At 71.1% G+C, this 24,358-nt stretch carries 25 protein-coding genes and 2 pseudogenes; 15 read left to right on the forward strand and 12 right to left on the reverse strand.

Annotation, left to right across the window (positions count from 1 at the left end):
* Positions 1-372 precede the first annotated feature (372 nt).
* From OHS70_RS02545 to OHS70_RS02565, 5 genes are all read left to right on the forward strand, one after another.
* Positions 373-888 carry a CBS domain-containing protein gene (locus OHS70_RS02545; RefSeq protein WP_328393168.1) on the forward strand — a complete coding sequence of 172 codons (516 nt, stop codon included), beginning with the start codon at positions 373-375 and terminating at the stop codon, positions 886-888.
* A 50-nt stretch (positions 889-938) separates the two neighbouring features.
* On the forward strand, positions 939-1,091 hold the full coding sequence (locus tag OHS70_RS02550) for a hypothetical protein (RefSeq protein ID WP_328393170.1): 153 nt from the start codon (positions 939-941) through the stop codon (positions 1,089-1,091).
* 248 nt (positions 1,092-1,339) lie between these two features.
* A complete protein-coding gene (locus OHS70_RS02555) occupies positions 1,340-2,818 on the forward strand; it encodes a UDP-N-acetylmuramoyl-L-alanyl-D-glutamate--2,6-diaminopimelate ligase (protein ID WP_328393172.1) in 1,479 nt (492 codons plus the stop codon).
* A 458-nt stretch (positions 2,819-3,276) separates the two neighbouring features.
* A complete protein-coding gene (locus OHS70_RS02560) occupies positions 3,277-3,546 on the forward strand; it encodes a hypothetical protein (RefSeq protein ID WP_328393174.1) in 270 nt (89 codons plus the stop codon).
* A 396-nt stretch (positions 3,547-3,942) separates the two neighbouring features.
* Positions 3,943-4,398, forward strand: a complete 456-nt coding sequence (locus OHS70_RS02565; protein ID WP_328393176.1) for a tetratricopeptide repeat protein — start codon at positions 3,943-3,945, stop codon at positions 4,396-4,398.
* 394 nt (positions 4,399-4,792) lie between these two features.
* Here the strand turns inward: OHS70_RS02565 and OHS70_RS02570 are convergent, their stop codons facing one another.
* Entirely contained in the window at positions 4,793-5,758 is a 966-nt protein-coding gene (locus tag OHS70_RS02570; RefSeq protein ID WP_328393178.1) for a pirin family protein, read from the reverse strand.
* A gap of 122 nt (positions 5,759-5,880) precedes the next feature.
* Here OHS70_RS02570 and OHS70_RS02575 point away from each other — a divergent pair.
* Positions 5,881-6,228, forward strand: a pseudogene (locus tag OHS70_RS02575) (tetratricopeptide repeat protein).
* Between the two features lie 13 nt (positions 6,229-6,241).
* On the opposite strand, the gene OHS70_RS02580 reads toward OHS70_RS02575, so the two are convergent.
* The 3 genes from OHS70_RS02580 to OHS70_RS02590 form a co-directional block, all read right to left on the reverse strand.
* Entirely contained in the window at positions 6,242-7,168 is a 927-nt protein-coding gene (locus OHS70_RS02580; protein WP_328393180.1) for an AEC family transporter, read from the reverse strand.
* 75 nt (positions 7,169-7,243) lie between these two features.
* Positions 7,244-8,407, reverse strand: a complete 1,164-nt coding sequence (locus OHS70_RS02585; protein ID WP_443062721.1) for a glycoside hydrolase family 64 protein — start codon at positions 8,405-8,407, stop codon at positions 7,244-7,246.
* Positions 8,408-8,586: 179 nt separating this feature from the next.
* The gene (locus OHS70_RS02590; RefSeq protein ID WP_328393182.1) at positions 8,587-10,020 is read right to left on the reverse strand and encodes a dihydrolipoyl dehydrogenase family protein; all 1,434 of its coding nucleotides are present in this window, start codon (positions 10,018-10,020) and stop codon (positions 8,587-8,589) included.
* Between the two features lie 129 nt (positions 10,021-10,149).
* Between OHS70_RS02590 and trxA the strand changes: the two genes are divergently transcribed.
* A complete protein-coding gene (trxA, locus tag OHS70_RS02595; protein WP_328393184.1) occupies positions 10,150-10,527 on the forward strand; it encodes a thioredoxin in 378 nt (125 codons plus the stop codon).
* Positions 10,528-10,640: 113 nt separating this feature from the next.
* On the opposite strand, the gene OHS70_RS02600 is transcribed toward trxA, so the two are convergent.
* Together OHS70_RS02600 and OHS70_RS02605 are read right to left on the reverse strand one after the other, a co-directional pair.
* Positions 10,641-10,910: a hypothetical protein gene (locus OHS70_RS02600; RefSeq protein WP_328393186.1), complete on the reverse strand. Its 270-nt coding sequence runs from the start codon at positions 10,908-10,910 to the stop codon at positions 10,641-10,643.
* Between the two features lie 57 nt (positions 10,911-10,967).
* Positions 10,968-11,990, reverse strand: coding sequence for a LacI family DNA-binding transcriptional regulator (locus tag OHS70_RS02605; RefSeq protein WP_328393188.1), 1,023 nt, complete (start codon positions 11,988-11,990; stop codon positions 10,968-10,970).
* 165 nt (positions 11,991-12,155) lie between these two features.
* On the opposite strand from OHS70_RS02605, the gene OHS70_RS02610 reads away from it, so the two are divergent.
* Positions 12,156-12,632: a type II toxin-antitoxin system PemK/MazF family toxin gene (locus OHS70_RS02610; RefSeq protein WP_328393190.1), complete on the forward strand. Its 477-nt coding sequence runs from the start codon at positions 12,156-12,158 to the stop codon at positions 12,630-12,632.
* On the opposite strand, the gene OHS70_RS02615 is transcribed toward OHS70_RS02610, so the two are convergent.
* Positions 12,617-13,450 (reverse strand): TIGR02452 family protein, encoded by an 834-nt coding sequence (locus tag OHS70_RS02615; protein ID WP_328393192.1) that lies wholly within the window; start codon positions 13,448-13,450, stop codon positions 12,617-12,619. The two genes, OHS70_RS02610 and OHS70_RS02615, sit on opposite strands and share 16 nt — an antisense overlap.
* A 126-nt stretch (positions 13,451-13,576) precedes the next feature.
* Here OHS70_RS02615 and egtA point away from each other — a divergent pair, with 126 nt between their 5' ends.
* The 4 genes from egtA to egtD are packed head-to-tail and all read left to right on the forward strand — an operon-like array spanning position 13,577 to position 17,881.
* On the forward strand, positions 13,577-14,851 hold the full coding sequence (gene egtA, locus OHS70_RS02620; RefSeq protein WP_328393194.1) for an ergothioneine biosynthesis glutamate--cysteine ligase EgtA: 1,275 nt from the start codon (positions 13,577-13,579) through the stop codon (positions 14,849-14,851).
* Positions 14,848-16,167 carry an ergothioneine biosynthesis protein EgtB gene (gene egtB, locus OHS70_RS02625; RefSeq protein WP_328393196.1) on the forward strand — a complete coding sequence of 440 codons (1,320 nt, stop codon included), beginning with the start codon at positions 14,848-14,850 and terminating at the stop codon, positions 16,165-16,167. Before egtA ends, egtB begins: the two co-directional genes overlap by 4 nt.
* Complete coding sequence (gene egtC, locus OHS70_RS02630; protein ID WP_328393198.1) at positions 16,167-16,922, forward strand: ergothioneine biosynthesis protein EgtC; 756 nt, start codon at positions 16,167-16,169, stop codon at positions 16,920-16,922. The genes egtB and egtC overlap by 1 nt, the downstream gene beginning before the upstream one ends.
* Positions 16,919-17,881, forward strand: a complete 963-nt coding sequence (egtD, locus tag OHS70_RS02635; RefSeq protein ID WP_328393200.1) for an L-histidine N(alpha)-methyltransferase — start codon at positions 16,919-16,921, stop codon at positions 17,879-17,881. The genes egtC and egtD overlap by 4 nt, the downstream gene beginning before the upstream one ends.
* Here the strand turns inward: egtD and OHS70_RS02640 are convergent.
* The 3 genes from OHS70_RS02640 to OHS70_RS02650 all read right to left on the reverse strand — a co-directional run bounded on the left by OHS70_RS02640 (position 17,776) and on the right by OHS70_RS02650 (position 20,886).
* Positions 17,776-18,675: a lysophospholipid acyltransferase family protein gene (locus tag OHS70_RS02640; protein ID WP_328393202.1), complete on the reverse strand. Its 900-nt coding sequence runs from the start codon at positions 18,673-18,675 to the stop codon at positions 17,776-17,778. The two genes, egtD and OHS70_RS02640, sit on opposite strands and share 106 nt — an antisense overlap.
* The gene (locus tag OHS70_RS02645; RefSeq protein WP_328393204.1) at positions 18,672-19,496 is read right to left on the reverse strand and encodes a GNAT family N-acyltransferase; all 825 of its coding nucleotides are present in this window, start codon (positions 19,494-19,496) and stop codon (positions 18,672-18,674) included. Before OHS70_RS02645 ends, OHS70_RS02640 begins: the two co-directional genes overlap by 4 nt.
* 139 nt (positions 19,497-19,635) lie before the next feature.
* Positions 19,636-20,886: an extracellular solute-binding protein gene (locus OHS70_RS02650; protein ID WP_328393206.1), complete on the reverse strand. Its 1,251-nt coding sequence runs from the start codon at positions 20,884-20,886 to the stop codon at positions 19,636-19,638.
* A 239-nt stretch (positions 20,887-21,125) separates the two neighbouring features.
* Between OHS70_RS02650 and OHS70_RS02655 the strand changes: the two genes are divergently transcribed.
* Positions 21,126-21,341: a dodecin gene (locus tag OHS70_RS02655; RefSeq protein ID WP_328393208.1), complete on the forward strand. Its 216-nt coding sequence runs from the start codon at positions 21,126-21,128 to the stop codon at positions 21,339-21,341.
* 39 nt (positions 21,342-21,380) lie between these two features.
* On the opposite strand, the gene OHS70_RS02660 is transcribed toward OHS70_RS02655, so the two are convergent.
* Entirely contained in the window at positions 21,381-21,875 is a 495-nt protein-coding gene (locus OHS70_RS02660; RefSeq protein WP_328393210.1) for a phosphatase domain-containing protein, read from the reverse strand.
* 71 nt (positions 21,876-21,946) lie between these two features.
* On the opposite strand from OHS70_RS02660, the gene OHS70_RS02665 reads away from it, so the two are divergent.
* Positions 21,947-23,005, forward strand: a complete 1,059-nt coding sequence (locus OHS70_RS02665; protein WP_328393211.1) for an LLM class flavin-dependent oxidoreductase — start codon at positions 21,947-21,949, stop codon at positions 23,003-23,005.
* Between the two features lie 46 nt (positions 23,006-23,051).
* Positions 23,052-23,534, forward strand: a pseudogene (locus tag OHS70_RS02670) (ABC transporter); the annotation flags it as partial.
* Here the strand turns inward: OHS70_RS02670 and OHS70_RS02675 are convergent.
* On the reverse strand, positions 23,433-24,344 hold the full coding sequence (locus OHS70_RS02675; protein WP_443062551.1) for a transposase: 912 nt from the start codon (positions 24,342-24,344) through the stop codon (positions 23,433-23,435). The pseudogene OHS70_RS02670 and the gene OHS70_RS02675 sit on opposite strands and share 102 nt — an antisense overlap.
* Between the last annotated feature and the right edge of the window lie 14 nt (positions 24,345-24,358).

Raw genomic sequence — 24,358 nt, forward strand, 5'->3', positions numbered from 1 at the left:
GCAGGGCCGGCGCGCCTCGGCAGCTTCAGTGGCAGGCAGGCGCCGCTGTCCGGCACCGGACGGGGGTCAAGCTGCTCCTCCTCCGCGGCACCAAGCCGCTTCTGCGCCATTCACGGGGCCGGTCCCCCGTCCGGAGCAGCGTCAACTCCGCTGCGACCCGTATGGTCGACAGCTCGGCCGGTCACCCTCGGTGGGGCCGTCCGGCGGGCCGTCTGCGGGCCGGATCAGCTGTGACGCCCACGGTGTCGGCCTGCGGCCGGTGTACGGTGGGGCCACCGAGAACCCTTCGTGCATCGGCTCCGAGGCTGATGTCGTTTTCGGCGAGCAACAACAGTGGGCGCGTGCAGACGAGCTCAGGGGCGGGTCAACGACATGAGTATGACCATCGACAAGCTTCACTCGCCGGCGGACGGATGGGGTTCGGCCACGGTGGCCGACGCAATGGGACCGGCCGACCCGCAGATCGCTGTCGACACCATGGTCGACGCAGCTTTGGACATCCTCAACGTCGCCGACGCCGACTTCCTCGTCCTGCACGGACATGACGGTCTCTGCGTCGGCCTTGTCACGCGAGCGCAGTTCGGCCCGTACCGAGCGCGGTCCTGGTACACCGAACGCACCGCCGTCAGCGCCATCGTCCACGAACGCGGCCCCTTCACCCGTCCCGGAGTGTCCCTCTCCTCGGCGCTCGACGACATGCGGACGCGGGAACTCCGCGCCTGTCCGGTCGTCGATGACGGCGGCTACGCCCTCGGCGTTCTGACCGTCGCCGCACACGCCCACTCCTCGTCACCGCAGCCCTCACGAGCGTCCGGCGCCGTGCGCCGCGTCCCGACCCCCGGCGGTCGCGCTCCGGCGGCCCCGGCTCTCTTCGTTCCCTCCGCGTAGCCCGGCCGCGGGTGGGAATCGAGCCGCTTTCCCGGCCGTACACTCGCCCCATGGGTTGCACATACGTGACGAGGAAGTGCCTGCGGCAGGCACTCCGCACGCTGTGCCCGGCTGCCACGAGCGCGGCAGCCGTCGCCCCTTCGCATGCAGCTGACGTCGAGGCGCCGGAGACCGGCCGCACGGCGCTGCACGGCCACGGCTAGCGATTCTCAGCGGCCTCTCCCCGGCCCCCGTTTCTCCCGTTCTCCCGGCCCTCCGGCCCAGGTCACCGTCCGGGTCCCTGTACCAGCCTGGGCTCAGCCCCGGCGGCCCCGATCCGGCCGCGCCCCGCCCGGGGCACCGCCCCGCCCCGTGGCTCACTTTCCGCAGTTATCGGCACACCGTAGGCGCTGGGCGCCGCTGCCGCTCGGCCACGGCCGCGCGACCGGTCAAGCCACCTTGAAGGGATCATATGAAGCTGAGCAAGCTCCTGGCCGGACACAACCACGAGGTTCTTCAGGGCAGTCCGGAGACGAGAATCACCGCGGGAGTGTGCTTCGACGCCCACCGGGTGTCGCCGGGTTCGCTGTTCATCGCGGTGCCCGGACACCGCGGGGGCGGCCCCGAGTCCGTCGGGCCGGCCCTCGCACGCGGCGCGGCGGCCGTGCTCCTCGAGGGAGGAGCGCCCGATCTTCCGGCGTCGGTGTGGACCGCGGACGTGTGCGCCGTGCGCGTACCGGACGCGCGGACCGCAGCCGCGGTCGTTGCCTCTCGCTACCACGGCGAGCCGGGGCGGCAGATGGACATGGTGGCGATCACCGGCACCAACGGAAAGACGTCGGTGTCGTACATGGTGGAGTCCGTACTGCGGATCGCAGAGGGCGCCGAGGTGGGGGTCATCGGGACTGCAGGCAGCCGGATCGGGGACGAAGTGATCCCGATGCCGAGGTCGGTGCTGACCACGCCGGAGTCGCCGGACCTCCAGTACCTGCTGGGGTGCATGCGCGACCGCGGGGCGGGGAGCGTCGTGCTGGAGGCCACGTCGATGGGCCTGCTGACGCACCGGGTCGACCGTTCCTTCATCGACGTCGGCGTCTTCACCAACCTGACTCAGGACCATCTGGACGACCACGGAACGATGGAGAACTACCGGGACGCCAAGTTGCGCCTGTTCCGGGGTCTGTGCCGGCGCGCGGTGGTCAATGCCGACGACCCGGTGGGCGCCGGAATCCAGGCGATGATGCCCGGCGCGGTGACCACGTACGCCCTGGACGCCGAGGCGGACTACCGGGCGACAGAACTCGTCGTGGACGCCTCCGGCACGCGTTTCACCCTGCATCACGACGGCCGCAAGTACCCGGCGGCGATCCCCGTCCCGGGCCGGTTCTCCGTGGCCAACGCACTGGCCACTGTGGCGGCCTGCCATGTCCTGGGTCACGACTTGGCGGGGCTGGTCGCCGCGCTCGACCGGATGCCTCCGATCCCCGGCCGGTTCGAACGCTTCGAGACCCCGCGCGGCACGTCCGTGATCGTGGACTACGCCCACTCCCCGGACTCCCTGGAGAAGGTCCTGGCCACCATCCGGGGTTTCGCCACCGGCCGGGTCATCACCCTCTTCGGCTGCGGCGGGGACCGGGACACCACCAAGCGCGCCGAGATGGGGGAAATCGCCGGGACCCACTCCGACCTGTGCGTCCTCACCTCGGACAACCCCCGCACCGAAGACCCCGAGACGATCCTGGACCAGATCACCCCTGGTCTCACGGCGACCGGCACACCGTTCGAACGGTTCACCGACCGCCGTCGGGCGATCGGCTTCGCCCTGTCCGCCGCGGGACCGGACGACATCGTCGTGGTCGCGGGGAAGGGCAGCGAGCCGTACCAGATCGTGGGTGAGGAACTGCTCCCTTTCAGCGATATGGCGGTGGTGCGCGAACTCGCCGGGGCGTAGCGGCAAACGGACAGGGAATCGTCGCCGGCCGCCTCGTACGCCGGTCGGTCCGGGGCCCGGACCGGTTCGCGTCCAGGCGGTCGGACGGTCTCGTCATGGCCTCGCTTGGACGGCCGACGCGGCCCGCCTCACGCGCTGCAGACAGAGTGTTCCCTCGCCTCCTGGAGGCGGACTGTTCCACTCGGAGCGCGGACGAGAGTACGGTGGCGATACGCAGGGGCGATACCCCGCGCACCTCGGCCGTCATCGTTTGTGGCGGACGCCTCCAGGAACGGCGCGGCCGGACGCATCGGCCCCGGGAGAGGGCAGGACTCGCCGGTAACCACGTAGCGCGCAACGACGCCAACGAATCGTCGACCCGACCACCGGGCCCGCGACGGCCCAAGAAAACGCCTGGCACCCGCTCCAAGAATCGCTCCGGTCCCGCTGTCACGCCATGAGCAAGAGGGAACGCTTCCATGTATTCGCCTGACGCGATCTCGAACCGCCGTCACAGCCGTACAGAACCGTCCGAGGAGATGATTGCCGGGCTGGTCTGCATCGTCTGCCGCACCGACTACCGGGCCGCACCGGACACGGACGCGGCGGTGGTCTCGCACCACAGCGACAAACAACTCCTCGCCTGCGCGGGGGTGTGCGCGCGCATGGCGAGCGGGTCCGTCACCGGTCTCGCCGAGACACCTCCTCCGCTGGCCGAACGCGTGCACAGGTACGAGGCCGAGCACTGATGCGGTGACCATGACACGCCGCCGGCCGCGCGGCCGCAGCACCACTGACCCCGGACGAGATCCGCATCTCCATCAGCGACACCCGCCCCGTCCTGGACACCGCCGCACAGTTCCTCACCAGCGGCCACCCCCAGGCCGCACTGACCACCCTGCAGCCCTGGCTCCAGCGAGCCCCCCTGCGGACCCCTCGTCATCGCCACCGCCAGGACACTCCCGTACGGCGGCAACCCGGCCGACCACACCACCCACACCCGAGAAACTCCTCGACTGGGTCCTCGCGAACTGCGCCCTGCACATCCACGACACCACCGAAGCTCTCATGCTCCGTGCCGAAAGCGCCTACCTCTCAGCGGACTTCACCACGGCCGACAAGACCTGCGCCACACCCTCGGCTGCATGCCCAGCCCCGGACACGAACCCGGCCCCCTTGCACTCTTGCGCCTCGGCGACTGCTTCGAGCAGCTCGCACGCCCCGCCGAAGCACAGACCGTCTGGACCCAGCCGCACACCCTGCGCCCTTTGAACCCCGACGTCCTTCTGCGGCTCGGTCACCTCGCTCTCGCCGCACACGAGCCATACGTCGCAGAGACTCGCTTCGCCAAAGCCGCAGAAGCCTTATGCCTGGCGCCCGGCACCAGCATGACCACCGACCGCGACGCACTGAGCCATGCCCTGTCCATGGGGCGCTACGACGCAGCCCTCGCCCGCGGCGACCGCGACACAGCGCGCCGACACCTCGCCGAAGCCGCAGACGCAGCCCCGCAGGACCCTTTCACCGCCGCAGCGCAAGCCGTCGAAGCCGACCTGCGCGGCGACCGGCCGCGGAGCAGAAACACACGGTCACAGCGGTGACCCGTGCCGTGGAGACACCACGCGGAGACATCGTCCTGGACAGACTCCGGGACCAGAACCTGATCACGCAGCAGACCTGGCAACAAGCGCGCGCTGCTCATCGGCAGTCGTTCACGAACCCGGCTCATCGGCAGGCCGAGCCACGGCACCCGGATTGAGCCCCACAGCGTCGGGCCGGCGGTGCCCTCGCGAGCGGGGTCGGAGGCAGGGTCATCGGCGAGTTCTTCCACAAGGGCCTCACGATGACCGACGAGGACGTGGCGCGCATCGGCCGCGAGCTCGACGCAGGCCACAGCAGTTGGTGTGCTCACCTGGGACTTCGAGACCGAGGCCGTGGCCGGAAAGCTCAAGGAGATGGGCGGAACGCTCCAGACTCTTGAGGTGGCGCCGCAGGTCAGCGCACGCGCCCTCGCGGCTTCAGCGGCGTCGCGGGCAGTTCGGGTGCCGCCAGCGGTCCGCCGTCGTAGCCCTTCACCTCGCCGAAGCGGGTGCCGTCCATCCAGTCCGAACGGGCCTGTGCGATCTCCTCGTTGGTCCGCCCGATGAAGTTCCACCACATGACGATCTCCTCGTCGAACGGCTCGCCGCCCAGGAGCATCAGTCCCGCGTCGGACTCGGCGCGCAGCGGTAGTTCGGTGCGGCCGCAGCCGAGGTAGAGCATCGATCCGGGGAGCACGGGTACCCCGTCGACGTTCACCTCGCCCGACATCGCGAGCACCGCGTACTCGAAGTCGGGGTCGAGGGGCAGCATCGCCTCGGACCCGCGGGCGAGGGCAAGGTCCGCGCCCACGATCGGGCTGTAGGTCGTACCAGGGGAGGCGGCGCCGTCGAGGGTCCCGAGGATGACCGTGGCGGTGAGGCCGGGCGCGGTGACCCGTGGCAGGTCACTGTGGTGCTGGAAGTGCGGCTCGACATCGCGGTGGCCGTCGGGAAGCGCGACCCACAGCTGCGCGCCGTGCAGAAAGCGGGCGTGGGACCTGGGGCTCTCCTCGGAGTGGCTGATCGCCCGGCCGGAGGTCATCAGGCCCAGTTCGCGGGGGCGAATGGTGGCCTTGACGCCCGTGCTGTCGCGGTGCAGCACCTCCCCCTCGTGCAGCCAGCTGACGGTCTGCAGGCCCATGTGCGGATGGGGCGGCACCTGCATGCCGGGCTCGTCCGCGATGTCGTCAGGTCCGTAGTGGTCGACGAAGGCCCAGGCGCCGACCATGCGCCGGCCCAGATTGGGCAGCAACCGCCGGACCACGGTGGACTCGCCGAGCGGGACCTGGCGGGGGCTGAGGAGTTCACGGACGGGTTCGGCGACGACGAATCCCCGACCGCCGCAGACGGACAGTGCGGCCTGACGATCGAGATTGCTCATGGCGCACAACCTATTCCTGTACGGGGTCCGGAGGTCGGCCCCCCACTCCAAAACTATAGTGGAATATTCAACAATCCCTGGATGTTGCAGGTCACACGTCCGGCCGCCAGGAGGAGAGACAAGTGAGCGAGAGCTACTACGAGTACGGAACCGCCGCCGAGCGGTGGGACTGGGCGGGACTGTTCTTCGACGCCAAGGAGTACACGACGGCGGCCCGGATCCTGAGCGGACTGGTCGAGGAGGCTCCTGAGCAGGTCGCTCCCCGGCTGCTGCTCGCCCGGGCCTAATACCACTCCGCACAGCTGGGCCGGGCCGAGGCGGAGCTGCGTGCCGTGCTGGAGCGCGACCCTGTGGAGCACTACGCGCGACTGATGCTGGGACGCACCCTGGAGCGGCAGGGCAGGCCGGAGGACGCGGCACCGCATCTGCGGATGGCATCGGCCATGTCCGGCGAGCCGCTCACGCGATGACTCACCTGGTTGCTCACGCGAGCAGCCAGGTGATCAGGGACAGCGATCCCATGGACAGCAGCGTGGAAAGCAGCACCGTGTCGCGCGCGAGGGCGGTGTCGAGGCGGTACTCAGAAGCGAAGATGAACGCGTTCTGTGCCGTCGGCAGACCCGCGCACAGCACCACCGCGAACAGGTCGCGCCCCTCGATGCCGAAGACCCAGCGCCCCAGCGCATAGGCGAGCAGCGGCTGCACGGCTATCTTCAGCGCGACCAGCACCCGCCTCTCCGCGCGACCGCCGGCGCTCGGGCGGCCGGCGGCCCGCGCGTTCAGCGACATGCCGAGTGCGAACAGCGCGGCGGGGACGGCCGCGCCACCGAGCATCTGGACCGGGGCGGTGACCTCTTCCGGCAGACGAAGGCCCAGTGCCGCCACGGTCGCGCCGGCCGCTGACGCCGCGATGATCGGGTTGCGCAGCGGCAGGCGGAGGATCCGCCCGCACCGGCCCTGCGCTCCGCGCCGTACCTCCGCATCGATCAGGACCAGGATCAGAGGAGTGATGAACAGGGTCTGGAACAGCGCCGCGGCGATGACGAACGAGGCGTCGCCCAGGACGTGTACGGCCACCGGAATGCCGAGGTTGGCCGAGTTCACGTAGGCACCGGCCATCGCACCGATGGCCCGGTCGGCCTGCCGTCGCCGGAACACCAGACGGCCCAGGGCCAGGCCCAGGGCGAAAACGATGAGGAGGCTGGCGGCGAAGACCGCCACCCCGGGACCGGCGAGCTCGGAGAGCCGGGCGCGCGACAGGGTCAGGAACAGCAGCGCCGGCATGGCGAACGCGAAGGCGAACCGCCCGAGGACGGCCTGCGCCTGATGGCCGAGCACGTCGAAGCGGCCGGCCGCCCAGCCGACCGCCGTGATCGCCCAGATGGGCAGAAAGCCGGAGAGCACGCTCACTGGGCCAAGCATGCCCCATGTGATCACCACGCGATGGCCGCCCCCTGGCGTGCGCCGGGAGCGGCCGATACGGGGTCAGCTGAACGGGTCGAGCGTCACGTATGCCTCCTGCGGGTTGCCGTCGTGCACCAGCGACTCGTGCGCGCCGACATCGTCGAAGGCGAAGCCGTAGGCCTTGCCGTCCGCCATCTGCGCATGGATCTTGCGGGAGTAGTGGTTCGTCACCACGTCCTGGTAGAAGTTCGCGCTGCTCGTGTCCGGCTGGCTGGGGTTGACCAGCAGTGTGGAGCGGTTGAGTCCGGCGCACAGGGTGCGTGAAATGGGGCCGCGTACCTGGTCGTTGGGAGCGTCCAGCCGCTTGTAGCACCCGAAGACGCTGTCCGAGTCGGGCTTCTGGAACGAGGTGACGACGGCGCCGGCGCTGTTGGTGAAGTTCATGACACCGCCGGAGACCCGGCCGTAGTACTTGGTGTTCGGCTGGTTCGCGAACGGCGTGACCGTCAGAGTCGAGGTGGCGTACTTGCTCCACACCCGGTTGATGTAGTCGTCCATGACGCCCGCGGGCAGCGCGCCGGCTTCGATGCCGTGACCGGGGGCGAGGGCCCGGAGCACAGTGCCGTCGGGGCGGGTCTGGATCAGGTTGGCCCAACCTCCGGGCTGGCCGCGCAGCGCGTTGTAGAAGCCGTTGTAGCCCCCGGGCTTGAGGCGCCCGGTGCTGCGTACGGCTCCGTTGCCCGCCTTGACGCCGACCGCGTAGGGGGCGGAGAACATGTCCACCTGGGTGCTGTTGATCCACAGACCGGAGTCGTTGAGGGTGTACTCCGACCAGTTGAAGAGGATGTTGCGGTTGGGGTCGCTCGGATTCTGAACGGCCGGCTGCACCAGCCCGCCCGTGGTCAGCTTGAACACCAGCTTCTGCCCGTAGGAGAAGTAGATCCGGCCGGAGAACTTCGGCATCCAGATCGTCCTGGACTGACCGCTCGCGGGTCCCGCGATGGATGCGTCGGGCGCGGGGGTGGGCGGATTCCCGCCGGCCGGCCAGGGGTGGAAGGTGCCGTTGGCGTCGGCCCAGCCCTGCTGCCCCGTGCTGAGCAGGGTGCCGAGGTTGTAGATGTAGACGGGCTCGCCGCGGCCCGAGTTGTTCGTGACTTTCAGTGGAATCGTCGCGGGTACCGCGGCTTCGGCGCGCACGGTCGGCCCTGCGGTCGTGAATCCCGCTGCGCACAGCAGCAGGGCGATGAGTAATGCCGGAAGTTTCCTCGACGCCGGCAGTTTCCTTGTGGCAAGCACACTCAACCTCCTGGTCGGCTCGGAGAGCACCCTTGAGAGCGCTCTCAGAATCGGCCGACCGGAACCGGACGTCAAGGTTCTGGACGCGGTTCGGCCCCGCCCGGGCACCAAGGCGGGGCCGAATGCGCTCAGTTGCCGCGGTACGTCTCCAGCAGCCGCAGCCAGATCTCGCTGATCGTCGGGAAGGCCGGAACCGCGTGCCACAGCCGGTCGACGGGCACCTCACCCGCGACCGCGATCGTGGCCGAGTGCAGCAGCTCGCCGACGCCCGGCCCGACGAAGGTGACGCCGAGCACGATCTCGCGGTCAAGGTCGACGACCATACGGGCGCGGCCGCGGTAGCCGTCCGCATACAGCCCGGCACCCGACACCGCGCCCAGGTCGTAGTCGACGGCGCGAACCCGGTGGCCCGCCCGCTCGGCCTCGGCGAGCGAGAGGCCGACGGCCGCCGCCTCCGGGTCGCTGAACACCACCTGCGGCAGCGCGGCGTGGTCGGCGGTCGCGGTGTGCGCGCCCCAGCGGTCGGTCTCCAGCAGGGGCACGTGCTGTGCCCGTGCGGCGATGGCGGCGCCCGCGATGCGGGCCTGGTACTTGCCCTGATGGGTCATCAGGGCACGGTGGTTCACATCACCGACGGCGTACAGCCATTCACTGCCCTCCACCCGGCAGCTGTCGTCGACCGGCAGCCAGGAGCCCGGCTCCAGGCCGACGGTCTCGAGACCGATGTCATCGGTGCGCGGTGCGCGGCCGGTCGCGATGAGCACCTCGTCGGCCTCGACGCGCCCGCCGTCGTCCAGCACCAGCGTGACCGGCCCCGAGCCGTTGGCGCGTTCGACCGCACGCACCGACGCGTTCAGCCGGACATCGGCGCCGGCCTCGACGAGTGCGTCGACGATGTACTCGCTGACGAAGGGTTCCATGCGCGGCAACAGTCCCCCGCCGCGCACCACAAGCGTGACCTGCGATCCCAGTGCCTGCCAGGCCGTTGCCATCTCGGTGCCGACCACACCTCCTCCGACGACCGCGAGCCGGCCGGGTGCCTTCCGGGCACTGGTGGCCTCACGGCTCGTCCACGCCCTGGCACCCTCGAGGCCGGGGATGCCGGGCAGTACGGCGCGGCTTCCGGTGCTCACCACGACGGCGTGCCGGGCGGTGAGGAGGTGGTGCTCGCCCTCCGGGCCTTCCACGGCAACCGCCTTCGGGCCGTGGAGTCTGCCGTGGCCGCGGTAGACACGCGCGCCGATCGAGTCCAGCCAGCCGACCTGGCCTTCGTCCTTCCAGTTGCCCACGCGCTCGTCGCGCCAGGCCAGCACCGCGCCGGTGTCCAGCGGTCCCTGCACCGCCGCGCTCAGGCCGGGCACCCGACGCCCGTCCGAGCGGGCGATGACCGGGCGCAGCAGCGACTTGCTCGGGACGCAGGCCCAGTACGAACATTCGCCGCCGATCAGTTCACTCTCCACGAGCGCGGTGCTCAGGCCCGCCGCCCTGGCACGGTCGACGACGTTCTCCCCGACAGGACCCCCGCCCAGCACCACGACGTCGTACTCCACAGCTTGGGTCATAAGGACCAGTCTGATCCGGGGTGTGCGCCTCGGCCACATGGGCAGGGGCAGGAATAGCCCGGTCCCGGACACCGTTGTGCGGGGCGAGTCCGCCGGACGTCGACGAGCGTCAGGAAGAGGTAGCACGTCATGAGCACTGTTGAGCTCACCAAGGAAAACTTCGATCAGGTCGTGGAGGACAACGACTTCATCCTGATCGACTTCTGGGCTTCCTGGTGCGGTCCCTGCCGGCAGTTCGCGCCGGTCTACGAAGGTGCTTCCGAGCGTCATACGGATCTGGTCTTCGCCAAGGTCGACACCGAGGCTCAGCAGGAGCTCGCCGCCGCGTTCGAGATCCGTTCCATTCCGACGCTGATGATCGTCCGTGACAAGGTCGCGGTCTTCGCGCAGCCCGGTGCGCTGCCCGAGACCATGCTGGAGGACGTGATCGGCCAGGCGCGGGCACTGGACATGGACCAGGTCCGCAAGTCGATCGAGGACACGAAGAGCGGCGCCGCCGAGGCGTGAGCCGCGCGCCGCGGGAGCCCCGCAGTGCGGGAGGGTCCGCCGACGTGCGGGCCCACACCCGCCCTGCGCCCTCCTGTCGGCGCGTGGCGCGTGCGGCAGCCTGTCGGCACGGGTCAGTCGTCCCTCGCGTCAAGGACCCGCACCGACAGGCCGTAGTCCAGTTCCGCGCCGTCCACCAGCAGTGCCTCGACCGTGCGGGTGACCGGGTCGATGTCGGCCTCGACGCCGTCCCCGACATAGCGCGGGTATCCGGAGCGGCCGAACTGTCCCGTCGCTTCCACGATGGCCGAGCGGATGGCGTGTTCCGCCAGCGAGGCGGCGTCGTCACCCTCGATGTGTTCGGGCACCACCAGGATCTCGAAGCGCTGCGGATGAGTGCTCATGCAAGCGACGCTAGACACCGGCCGCCCGGGGCGCATGTCGTCGCCCGCGGGTGCGGGTCAGCTGGACTCGCGGTGGATCGGCCGCGCCGTCATCAGATCGTGGCGTTCGGGCTCGGTGCCCGGGTCGCGGACGACCCGGTCGACGAGTTCCGCAAGCCGCCGGCCTTCCACGAGCTCGATCTGAACCGTGCTCAGGCGCGGGCGCAGGAGTCTGCCGAGGGGCAGATCGTCGGCGCCGATCACCGCGGACCGTCCCGGCACGTCGATGCCCTCGTCCTGCAGGGCACGCATCAGCAGCATCGCGTACTCGTCGTTGTAGGCGAAGACGCCGTCGAGGCCGAGTGAGCGCCAGCGCGCGGCCAGGTCCCGGGCCGGCTCCTCCTCGTACGCCAGCGGCAGCGGCACGATACGCGCGCCCGCGCCGGCCGCGGCGCGCCGGGCGCCCTCGAGCCGGGGTTCGGAGAACATCCGCAGGCCGTCCTCCTCGGGCATGACGACGCCGATCGACCGACGGCCCCGCCCGAGCAGATGCCTGACGGCACAGCCGCCGACCTCGCGCTGGTCCATCACGAGCGCGTGCGCACCTTCGACGCGCCGGGGTCCGAGCGAGATCACGGCTCTGGCGCCGGAGCGCTTGAGCACGTCCACGCCGCTCGGGGTCAGGGCGACCTCGCCGAGTGACACGACGGCGACGGGACGCAGCTCGGCCCAGGCACGGGCAGCCGCATCGCCGTCGGGACCGACACCGCCGTACTGGACGACGGTGTAGTCGAGGCTGCGCAGGCAGCGCTGGAGTTCGCCGAGGAAACGGCTGTAGAGCGGCCCGACCGGGATGTGCGCACTGGGCAGCAGCACGATGCGAGTGTGTCCGGCGCGCAGGCTGCGGGCCGCGGCGTGGGGCACGTAGCCCAGTTCCTCGGCGGCCGCGCGGACGCGCCGGCGGGTCGGCTCACTGATCCGTACGGCCGCAGTGTTGTTGAGCACGTACGAGACGGTGGCCCGGGACACCCCGGCCAGGCGGGCGACATCGGCGCTGGTGGGGACGGAACGTTCCAAGGGCTGTTCGGGTGAATGGCTCATCGCCCTCGGCATCCTTCCAGACGGTTCCGGGGCCGCTGATGCACCTTGGCCGGAAATGAGCAGGGGGCACGGATGCCCTGCGGCTTCACAACACCCTCACCCCAGGGCCTCCCTGTGCCGCCGGACGGCTGGATCCTGACGGCCCGGAGGTCCTACGGTGACCGCGTGACGACCTTCTCCGGCTCCTCCCGCCCGAACGGCTGCGACCCCGCGGACCAGTTGCCCGGCCGCAGCGGTCCCGCGGCCACGACCGAGGCCGATCCCAACCGGGTGGGGCCGGTGCGCACCTCGTACGCCCCGGACCGGGACGGTGATCCCGACCCCGGCGAGATCGTCTGGACATGGGTGCCGTTCGAGGAGAACGACGGCCGCGGCAAGGACCGGCCGGTGCTGGTCGTCGCCAGGGAGCAGGCCGGCACCGTGCTCGCCGTGCAGCTGTCCAGCAAGGCCCATGACGACGACCGTGAGTGGGTGGCGATAGGCACCGGATCGTGGGACAGCGCGCGCCGCTCCTCGTGGGTGGACCTCGACCGTGTGCTGCGGGTGCACGAGGACGGTATGCGCCGGGAGGCGTGCGCGCTGGACCGGCCCCGCTTCGACACCGTCGTGCAGCGTCTGCGCGAGCGCTACGGCTGGAGCTGAGCGGCGAACGTGCTGCGGAAGGCACCGAGCGTCGAGGATGCCGCCGTGCGGTCGAGCACCGCGAACACCACCTCGTCGAAATGACCGGCGAACCGGCCGCCCGGCCCGAGCAGCGCGTGGAAGGCTCCGGCGACCGTCGCCGGGTCGTTGCGGAACACTCCGCAGCCCCATGCTCCGAGCACCAGTCTGCGGTAGCCGCGCTCGGCCGCGGTCTCCAGGACCCGCTCGGCTCGGGACGCGAGAGCGGCCGGGATGCGGTGCGCCTCCTGTGGCGCACGGCTGGTGATCACGCCGGCGTTCGGCGCCGGTGAGGTGAGGAAACCGACAGTGTACGGCCGCTCCAGCAGCCGTCCGCGGTCGTCGCGGAAGACCGGCACCGACGGCGAATGGATGACCCGGTCGCTGTAGAACGGGCTGCGGTCGGCGCGGTGGTGGTCGTAGAACTCGGGGGCCTGCAGAAGCGTCGTGTACAGGGCCGACGAGCGGCACAGGGCCTCTTCCTGGGCCTGCGCGCCGTTCAGGTAGCCACCGCCGGGATTGCGGGCGGAGGCGAAGTTCAGGACCGCGACGGGCTCCGGGCCGGCGCCGGTCAGCCGGCGGGCGGCTTCCATGCTGCTCTCGCCCGTGACCTCGAAGGCCGTGGTGCGGTCGGTGTCCGGTGTGACCGGTACGGCTGCGGGGCCGTACATCCTGGTGCCCGCCCGCGCCGCGGCGAGCTCCTCGGACATCGGCACCTCGTTCCCGTGGGGCAGACGGTAGCGGCCTGCCCCGACGATCTCCTCGGTCTGTTTCGCGATCCCCCGTAGTCGTGCACTCATGGCGGTGATCGTCCCTGACCCCGGAGGGCGGCCGCAAACATATTTCGCCTCCTCAGGGGCACCCTTGTGCGAACCCGAGGCCGTGGCCTTAGGTTGGCAGAGTGCCTTCGACAGGAGGAGCCGATCATGCACCCACCCGATACCGGCGACTTCGGCCGTCCGATATCCGAGGACGATGCTGAGGACCTGCTCCGATGTATCTGCTTCAAGACCGGCCCGCCCCGCACCCTGGGAGCGGAGCTGGAATGGCTGGTCCAGGAGCGCGACCAGCCCGAACGCCAGGTGGCGGCCGACCGCCTCGCCGCCGCTCACGACCACGTACGTGCACTCCCCCTCCAATCCGCTCTCACCTTCGAACCCGGCGGCCAGCTGGAGCTCAGCTCGCGACCTGCCGCCACCGTGATGGAGTGCATCGACTCCCTCGCCGCCGATCTTGAGGCCGTGCGCACCGCGCTCGCCCCGGCAGGCCTGACTCTCACCGGGCTCGGCCTCGACCCCTACCACCCACCGCGCCGCCTGCTCCACGAGCCCCGCTACGACGCCATGGAGTCGTATCTGGACCGATCGGGTCCGTCGGGTCGCGCCATGATGTGCAGTTCGACCGCCATCCAGGTCTGTCTGGACGCGGGCGAGGCCGAGCCCGGCCCGCTCGGGCACGGCAGACGCTGGCGACTGGCCCATCTGCTGGGCGCGGTTCTGCTGGCCGCGTTCGCCAACTCTCCTTTCCGTGCGGGGCGTCGGACCGGCTGGCGGTCGACACGACAGGCCGTGTGGGCTTCCCTCGACCCCGTACGCCCCCTCTCCCCACCGCTGGACGCGGAGCCGCGCTCGGCCTGGGCGAGACATGTGCTGGACGCCCCGGTGATGATGGTGCGCCGTGCCGAAGGGCCGTGGTACCTGCCCCACGGGCTCAGCTTCCGGGGGTGGATACGCTCAGGCGCCCCTCGCCCGCCCACCGCCAATGATCTCGAATACCACCTGACCACCCTGTTTCCTCCGGTGCGCCCGCGCGGCCATCTGGAGCTGCGGATGATCGACACCCAGCCCGGCGAACACGGCTGGATGGTGCCCGTCGCGGTCACCGCGGCCCTGTTCGACGATCCGGAGGCGGCCGAGACGGTGTACCGCGCCGTCAAGCCGCTCGCCGAGACGGCCGGTTCGCTGCCCGCCCCGCTCAATCCGCTGTGGGTCCGCGCCGCTCGGCACGGACTGGCGGATCCCGAGCTGCACTACGCCGCCGCCGCCGCTTTCACCGCCGCGCTGGAGGCTCTGGAGCGCATCGGCGCCTCCCAGGCCGTCATCGAGGCAGTCGCCGCATTCCATGAGCGCCATGTCCTGCGGGGCCGCTGTCCCGCCGACGATCTGCGCCTTCCCGCCCTGACCGAGGAACGTGGCACATGACCGACGACCTGCGCACGCGCGCCCTGGAGGCGCTCACCGCCGCCCGTACCCGTACGGCGACCTTGACGTCGTGCGTCGACGACGACGAACTGACCGCCCAGCACTCACCATTGATGTCCCCGCTGGTCTGGGACCTCGCGCACATCGGCAACCAGGAGGAGCAGTGGCTGCTGCGTACCGTCGGCGGCCGTGAGGCGCTGCGGCCCGAGATCGACTCGGTCTACGACGCGTTCGAGCACCCCCGCGCGCTGCGGCCGACGCTGCCGCTGCTCGCCCCGGCCGAAGCGCGCGTGTATGCCTCGGACGTCCGCGGGCGGGTGCTGGACATACTTGAGCGGACCCCGCTGGAGGGCGGTCCGCTTCTCGACGCGGCGTTCGCCTTCGGGATGATCGCCCAGCACGAACAGCAGCACGACGAGACCATGCTGATCACCCATCAGCTCAGAAGGGGCCCGGCGGCACTGACCGCACCCGAGCCGCCGGCGACCGGGAACGGGCAGCTGCTTCCATCCGAAGTCCTCGTCCCCGCAGGCCCGTTCACCATGGGCACATCCTCCGAGCCCTGGGCCCTGGACAACGAGCGGCCCGCGCACGAGCGTGTGGTGCCCGCGTACTGCATCGACACGGTGCCGGTGACCTGCGGCGCCTACCAGGCGTTCATCGAGGACGGCGGCTACACCCAGCGCTGCTGGTGGGCGGACGAGGGCTGGGAGCAGATCCGGCAGCACGGCATCGGCGCGCCCCTGTTCTGGCGGCGCGAGGGCGGGGTGTGGCTGCGCCGCCGCTTCGGGGTGACCGAGGAGGTCCCCCCGGACGAGCCGGTGCTCCATGTGAGCTGGTACGAGGCCGACGCGTACGCCCGCTGGGCGGGACGGCGCCTGCCCACCGAGGCGGAGTGGGAGAAGGCCGCCCGGCACGACCCGGGATCGGGCCGGACGCGGCGCTATCCGTGGGGCGACGAGGAGCCGACACCGGCGCACGCCAACCTGGGCCAGCGCCATCTGCGGCCCGCCGCGGCCGGCAGCTACCCCGAGGGCGCCTCGCCGCTGGGTGTGCGGCAGCTGATCGGGGACGTGTGGGAGTGGACGTCGAGCGACTTCCTTGCCTATCCCGGGTTTGCCGCCTTCCCCTATCGCGAGTACTCGGAGGTCTTCTTCGGCAGCGAGTACAAGGTGCTGCGCGGCGGCTCGTTCGCCGTGGACCCGGTGGCCTGCCGGGGTACCTTCCGCAACTGGGACCTGCCGGTGCGCCGGCAGATCTTCTCCGGCTTCCGCACCGCACGGGACGCGGACGGGCAGACGGGGGGTCCGGCCTGATGTGCAGGCACATCGCCTTCCTGGGGACGCCGCAGCCGCTCGGCGCCCTCCTCGTCGAGCCGCCGCACGCACTGGTGCGCCAGTCGTGGGCGCCGCGCCGGCAGCGGCACGGCACGGTCAACGCGGACGGTTTCGGCGTCGGCTGGTACGCGGAGGGTGACCCCGTACCCGCCCGCTACCGGCGCTCCGGGCCGATCTGGGCGGATCTCCCGTTCGCCGATCTGGCCCGGGTCGTGCGCAGTGCCGCGGTGCTGGCCGCCGTACGCGATGCGACCGAGCCGGGTGCGGACGGCGAGGCGGCGGCCGCCCCTTACGCCTTCGGGAACTGGCTGTTCAGCCACAACGGGGCGGTGCGGGGCTGGCCCGCCTCCCTGGCGCCGCTGGCGGCGACGCTTCCCGCGGCGGACCTTCTCTCCCTGGAGTCCCGCTGTGATGCGGCGCTGCTGTGGGCGCTGGTGCTGCACCGGCTGCGCGCCGGCGACAGCCTCGGCCAGGCTCTGGCGGACACCGTCCGCGAGGTGGCGGAGGCCGCGCCGGGCTCCCGCCTCAATCTGCTGCTCACCGACGGCCGCGAGATCGCCGCGACCGCATGGGGCGACACCCTGTGGTACCTGACGGAGCCCGGCCGCCGCACGGTCGTGGCATCGGAGCCCTACGACGACGATCCACTGTGGCAGGAGGCGCCCGATCGCACCGTGCTCACCGCGACCCGCGCCGAGGTCCTGCTGACCGAGCTCAAGGAGCCCAACCGATGAGCCCGTTTCTGCTCACCCGCACCCTCCCCGAGGACGCCACGGACGCCGCGCTGCGCTCCGATGTGCTGCATGGCCTGACCCGTACGCCCAAGGAACTGCCGCCCAAGTGGTTCTACGACACGCGAGGAAGTGAGCTGTTCGAGGAGATCACCCGCCTGCCGGAGTACTACCCCACCCGGGCGGAGCGGGAGATCCTGGCCGCCCGCGCGCCGGAGATCGCCGCGGCCAGCGGCGCACGCACCCTGGTGGAGCTGGGATCCGGCTCGTCGGAGAAGACCCGCTACCTGCTGGACGCGCTGCCGGAGCTGCACAGCTATGTGCCGGTCGATGTGAGTGAGAGCGCTCTCGTCGGCGCGGCGGAGGCACTGCTCGCCGAGCGGCCCACGCTCCATGTGCATGCGCTGATCGCCGACTTCACCCGGGGGCTGGCTCTGCCGGGCACCCCCGGGCCGCGTCTGGTCGCCTTCCTCGGCGGCACGATCGGCAATCTGCTGCCCGCCGAGCGGGGGGTGTTCCTGCGTTCGGTGCGCTCGCTGCTGTCCCCCGGGGACAGTCTGCTGCTGGGCACGGACCTGGTGAAGGACGAGGACGTGCTGGTGCGGGCCTACGACGACGCGGCCGGGGTGACGGCGGAGTTCAACAAGAACGTGCTGGCCGTCATCGCACGGGAGCTGGACGCCGACGTCGACCCGGCCGACTTCGACCATGTGGCGCGGTGGGACCGCGGGAACGAGTGGATCGAGATGCGGCTGCGGGCGCGCCACGCCGTGACCGTGAAGATTCCCGAGCTGGACCTGGTGGTGCCGTTCGAGGCGGGCGAGGAGATGCGCACGGAGGTGTCAGCGAAGTTCCGTCAGGAAGGTGTGCGCAAGGAACTCGCCGATGCGGACATGGAGCTGACGCGCTGGTGGACCGACGAGGCGGGCAGATTCGCGCTCAGTCTCGCCGGGCCGCGCTGATCGGTCCGGCTCCGGGCGACGCGGGACTGCGCGGCCCGGGCCAGTGAGCGGCGGTCGGCGCAGGCTCCCGGGAGGATCGGCTCCAGCAGCCGTATCTCCGCGGTGAGCCCGCCGGCCGCCACCACCCGCCACAGCGACGCACCCAGCTGATCGTCGCCGACGAATGCGGCCGGGCCGGTGGGCGTGTAGCCGATGCGTACGGGCTGGACGGCGACGCCCGCGTCCAGGGCGGCCTGAAAGGCGGCGGGACGGAACCGGCCCTGGTCCCGGCCGCACCACGTGGAGCCCTCGGGAAAGACGATCAGCCGTGAGCCGGCGCGCATCGCCGCCGCCATCGATGCCACCGTGGCCGGCAGGGCGCGCAGCCGGTCCCGTTCCAGGAACAAGGTGCCGCCGCGGGCGGCGAGCGGCCCGAGGACGGGCCAGCGGCGTACCTCGCTCTTGGCCACCATCCGCCCTGGCAGTACGGCCGCGACCAGCGGGATGTCCAGCCAGGAGATGTGGTTGGCGACCACCAGGGACGCCCGCTGGTGCTGCGGGCTTCCGACGATCCGTACGCGGACGCCGAAGGAGCGCAGCACCGCACGCGCCCACCGGCGGGCCAGCCGGTCGCGGATCCCGGGACCGAGGAGTACGGCCGACAGGGCCACGACCGGTGCGAGCAGCACCCCGGCGACGACCACCGAAGTACCGGCCAGAAGCCGGGCAGTCGCGGCGATCCGGCCGGCGGGTGCGCCCGAACGGGTGGCGCAGCCCTGCGGGGTGCAGGGCGCGCTGGGCAGCCAGACGCTCATCGCACGGGGGCGAGGGAGAGGAAGTGCCGCAGGTAGCGCGGGTTGGTGCGGCGCAGCGAGAGGAGCACGTACAGGTCGGCGACGCCGAAGTCGGGGTCGTGGGCGGGCGCTCCGCACACCCAGGCGCCGAGACGCAGATAGCCGCGCAGCAGGGGCGGCAGCTCGGTGCGTCCCTCGGGCCGGACGACGGATTCGGGGTTCCAGAGCTTGTGCGGGGTGACCCAGTACTCCTCGGGTGCGAGGTTCTTGGCCTTCACCGTGTCCCAGGTCGCGGCGGCGAGCGTGCCGCCGTCGGCGAGCGGGATGGAGCAGCAGCCCGCCAGCCAGTTGTGCCCGGTGCGGGTCATGTAGCGGGCGAGCCCCGCCCATATCAGGGCGATGACAGCGCCGTTGCGGTGCAGGGGGTGCACGCAGGAGCGGCCGACCTCGACGAGGTCGTCGCGGATGGGGGCAAGGCGGGTCAGGTCGAACTCGCTCTCGGAGTAGATCCGCCCGGCGACGCGGGCGCGGTCGGGCGGCAGCAGCCGGTAGGTGCCGACGACCTCGCCGGTGTCGGCCTCGCGTACCAGCAGGTGGTCGCAGTACATGTCGAAGGCATCGATGTCGAGCCCCGGCTCCGGGCCGTCGAGCCGGGCACCCATCTCGCCGGCGAACACCTGGTGGCGCAGCCGCTGGGCGGCGCGTACGTCCTCCTGGTCGCGGGCGAGCGAGACGACATAGCGCGGCTGGTCGTGCTCGGCGCCAGGGGTGAGGGTGGGGACAGGCACCGGCGACGGCGCCTGGGGAAGCGGCGCGGGGACGACGAGGGGGGATGCGGGCATGGCGGCCTCCTGCCGGACGAAGGGGACGGACCGCAGGTGCGGCGGTCCGGCTCCTTACTTCTTCCGTGGCCGGCTGGATTCGACATGACCGTCCGGCGGAGCGGGGATGTGCGAACGCTGAATGCCGGGCTGCGCACCGCTAGGGAAGCAGCGCGGAGGTGATCCGCTTCGAGGCGGCGCGGGCGGCGGTGGCGGGGTCCGCGCCCTGGAGCACCGCCGTCATGTACGGCTTGATCGGGTTGTCGGCCTCGACGTCCGCCCACTGGGGCGAGTTCGGGGTGGCCCTGCCGTGGGCCGCCCCCGCGGCCATCGCCCTGGTGCCTTCCTCGCCGTCGATGACGCCCGCGAGCGTGGTCTTGTTGGGGACGTAGTTCATCGTCGTGGCCAGGTCCGTCTGCCACTCCTCGCTCGCCAGTGCCTTGACCACCTCGACGCCCTCGGCCCGTTCCCGCGCACCCCTCGGCACGATCAGATCCGAACCGCCGGTGAACACCGCGCCCGGTGCCTCGGCCGTCTTGCCCGGTACGGGGAAGTAGCCCAGCTTGCCCTTGAGCGCCGGATTGGCCTTCTCGATGACGGTCGCCGCGCCCGGCACGGCGATGATCTGGGCGACCTTGCCCTTGGCGAAGACGTCGGTCTGCGGCGGTGTCATCTCGTCCGCGTCCCTGGGTCCGTTGCCGTGGGACTGGAGCTGCTTGTAGAACTGCATGCCGCGCAGTGCGGCCGGGGTGTCCAGCGCCCCTTCCCAGCCGCCGCCCCGCTCGACGGCCAGCTCGCCCTTCTCGTCCCAGATGAAGCCGGCGAGGGTGTACCAGTCCTGGCCCGAGAGGTAAATGCCCTGATTGCCACCGGTGTTGAGCTGCTCCGACACCTCCAGCCATGCGGCGCGGGTCTTCGGGGGCTCCTCGATGCCCGCGCCGGCGAACAGGTCCTTGTTGTAGATGACGACCCGGTTGGCGGCGTACCAGGGGATGCCGTACTGCGAGCCGTTGATGCTGCCCGGTTCCGCGAGGCCCGGCAGCCATTCCTCGTTGCCGAGGTCGCGTACGGACTCGAGTGTGAGGTCGAGCAGCGCGTCGCTCTCCGCGTACTGGGCCACCTGTGTATTGCCCACCTCGATGACGTCCGGGGCCTTGTCGCCCTCGAGCGCCGTGGTGATCTTCTTGCCGATGCCGGTCCACTCCTGGAAGGTGACGTCCAGTTCGACGGAGGGATGCTCCTTCTCGTAGGCGGTGGTGAAGCGTTCGAGGAACTCGTCGGAGACGCTGTCCTGCATCAGCCAGACCCTGACCGTGGTCGTAGCGGAACCGGCGCCCGGAATCATCCCGCAGCCGCCGAGGGTGACGGTGCACAGGAGTGTGGTGGACAGGACGAGCGAGCGGTTCGTCACGAGAGGTCACCTTCTGCGAGGGCACGGAGACGGACCCGACGTGGGGGGAAGCGCGCCGCGCTCGCACGGGTGTGGCTGGATTTTGGTATGGACCAAAAGCACCGGTCAAGACCTCCTCGGATGCCGCGGGCAACCTCTCGCCGCGCACCTGGCACCCGCTGGGGCGCCGTCCGGTCGCCTCGCGCGCCGCCTCGCGGTGGGGCACGGTGGAGTCAACGCATCGAGAGGAGTGCGGCCCCATGTCCAATCACACCTACCGGGTCACCGAGATCGTGGGCAGTTCGCCCGACGGCGTCGACCAGGCCATCCGCAACGGCATCGCCCGCGCGTCCGAGACCCTGCGGGGACTGGACTGGTTCGAGGTGACCCAGGTGCGCGGCCATATCGTCGACGGGGAGATCGAACACTTCCAGGTCGGCCTGAAGGTCGGCTTCCGGCTCGAGGACACCGCCTGACCGGCGCGATCCGGCGCGGGCACGGGGGTACGGGTCCGGTCAGGTGCGGCCCTCACGCTGCTGTGCGACGCGCATCGCCTCCGACGCCGCAGCGGCCGACCACCGGGCACGTACGACCCTGAAGCCCGCCCGTTCGGCGTCGCCGCACACCAGTTCGTCGTCGTCCACCAGCATCCGGATCTCCCGGTCGCGGCCGAGCCTGCGCAGGATCTCCAGCTTGGTCCTGCGCGCCGGCCGCCGGTCGTCGTCGCGTCGCATGTACACGCGTCCCTGCGGCAGCACCTGCGCGGCGATCCACTCCAGAGTGTCCTGCCGGCACCGCTCAGGCCGGCCCGTGAGATACATCACCTCGCACTCCGCGGCGGCCTCCAGGCACAGTGCCACGCCCTCGGCGAGTGGCGGGTCCTTGGGTGCGGCGGCGAAGAAGGCGTCCCAGTCGCGCGGTTTGCGCTCCAGGAAGCGCTGACGGTGTCCCGAGTCGGCGAGCGTCCCGTCGAGGTCGAACACGGCCAGAGGCCTGCGGCTGCGTATCACGCCGACCACCTTAGACAGCGGCTCGGACAGCGGCAGGGGAATCCGGGCACGGTGTGCGCGTTGAACGGAGTGTGAGTTCACCGATCGCGTCCGTCCGGCTGTCCGTTCTCGACCGTTCCCGCATCCGCGAGGGTCATGACGGCCCTTCGGCGCTGCGGGAGACCGTGCGTCTCGCCCAGGAGGTGGAGGCGTTCGGCTACCACCGCTTCTGGGTCTCGGAGCACCACGGCGTGCCCGGTGTCGCGGGCTCCGCGCCGACCGTGCTCGCGGCGGCCGTGGCCGCGGCGACGTCGACGATCCGTGTCGGCACCGGCGGGGTGATGCTGCCCAACCACCAACCGCTCGTCGTCGCCGAGCAGTTCGGGGTGCTCGAGTCGCTGTACCCGGGCCGGGTCGACATGGGACTCGGCCGTTCGGTGGGCTTCACCGACGGCGTACGGCGGGCACTCGGACGGGACAGGAAGGACGCGGACGGCTTCGCCGAGCAGCTCGACGAGCTCCTGGGCTACTTCGACGGGTCCGGGGGCCGTCCGTCGGACGGGTCGGGCACCGGCGGGCACAGGCCCGGTCCGCAGGTGCACGCCCGCCCGGCCGAGGGTCTGCGCGTCCCGCCGTATGTGCTGGCCACCGGCGAGGGTGCCTCGATCGCGGCCCGCGCGGGGCTGCCGCTGGTCATCGGGGACATGCGCCACCGCGAGCGGATGCTCAGCGCCATCGACCTCTACCGCAGCGGGTTCCGGCCGTCGATGTGGGCCCAGCAGCCGTATGTCATCGTCTCGGGCACGGTCGTGGTGGCCCGGACCGAGCAGGAGGCACGCCGGCTGCTGGGACCGGAGGCCTGGTCGGCGGCGTACTCCCGTACGCAAGGCTCCTTTCCGCCGCTCGCCGCGCCGGAGCGGATCGAGTCGATGACGATGACCGCCCGCGAGCGCTCGCACTATGAAGCCGGCCTCGAGGGACACATCGCCGGGACCGGGGCCCAGGTGGCCGACGTACTGTCTGCGGTGATCAGGGACAGCGCGGCCGACGAGGTACTGGTCACGACCAGTACGTACGACCGCGAGGCGCTGCTGGACTCCTTCAGGCGGCTGGCCCGGGTGGCGGGCCTGTCCGCACCGGCCCGAGCCTGACCGGCCGGCCCGGCATGACCTGGCCGAACGCCTAGAATCGTCCGCCATGCACACCCCCCACGACCCGTTCGTACGCGTCCGCGGCGCCCAGGAGCACAATCTGCGCGGTGTCGATGTCGACATCCCGCGGGACGCCCTGGTGGTCTTCACCGGGGTCTCGGGGTCGGGGAAGTCCTCGCTGGCGTTCGGCACGATCTACGCGGAGGCCCAGCGGCGTTACTTCGAGTCCGTCGCCCCCTATGCCCGGCGGCTGATCCACCAGGTCGGCGCGCCCAAGGCCGGCGAGATCACCGGGCTGCCGCCCGCGGTCTCGCTGGAACAGCGCCGCTCCTCCCCCACCTCGCGCTCCTCCGTGGGCACGGTCACCACGCTGTCCAACTCGCTGCGGATGCTGTTCTCGCGGGTGGGTGACTATCCCGAGGGCGCTTCACGGCTGGACTCGGACGCCTTCTCGGCCAACACGGCGGCGGGTGCGTGCCCCGAGTGCCACGGTCTGGGACAGGTGCACCGCACGAGCGAGGAGCTGCTGGCCCGGGGCGGTCTTCCGGGCGATCCGCCACCGGCCGTCGGTGCCGTCGGATTCCTCGGCGAACTCCACGTCCTGCCCGGCGACCAGGGCCAGGATGCCCACCGCGTTCGCGGCCTTGTCGCCCAGATTCTGCTCGGGCAGATGGCCCAGCAGCCGCAACGCGTCGGTGACCAGGGCATCCACCAGGCGGTCCCGTGCTGCTTCGTCGTCCCAGGCGATCCGGGGCTTGCCCGGATCGCGGTAGTCGTGCGCACGGCACTGGGCGGCAGCGGCCTCGGCGGCACCGGGAACCTCGCGGATCACCCGGCGGATGGCCGCGATCAGCTGGGTGACGGTGTCCTGGGTGGCCACCGCGTCCTCGAACACAGTCGAGTCCCGTGCCCGCCTGCGGCGGCCCTTGAGTACACCGGTCTTGTTGATGATCTCCCGCACCCGGGCGAAGATCCGGTCCCGATCCCCGGAGGCCGCGAGCCTGCGCCGGAAGTAGATGAACAGCGACGGATCGAACCCCGTGTCGTACAGGCCCAGCCCACAGGCCGCCTTCCACCGCAGGTCACACCGCAGTTCGGCCACCGCGTCATGGTCCGTGCGGTTCTCCAGTACCTGCAGCACCGTCGCACACGCCAGCACCTGCGGCGGCACCGACGGCCGCCCGTTCGGCGAGGGATACAGGTCAGCGAACATCTCCTCCGGGAACAGCGCATCCCGATGCTCGGCCAGGAACGCGAACACACTCCCAGCCGGAATCAACTCCCGGCACGTGGCCCACACATCAGGCCCGACCGGCTCCTCAGACCGCCGCCCCAGCATGCATACGAGTCTGG

The sequence above is a fragment of the Streptomyces sp. NBC_00390 genome (assembly GCF_036057275.1).
Lineage (GTDB): Bacteria > Actinomycetota > Actinomycetes > Streptomycetales > Streptomycetaceae > Streptomyces.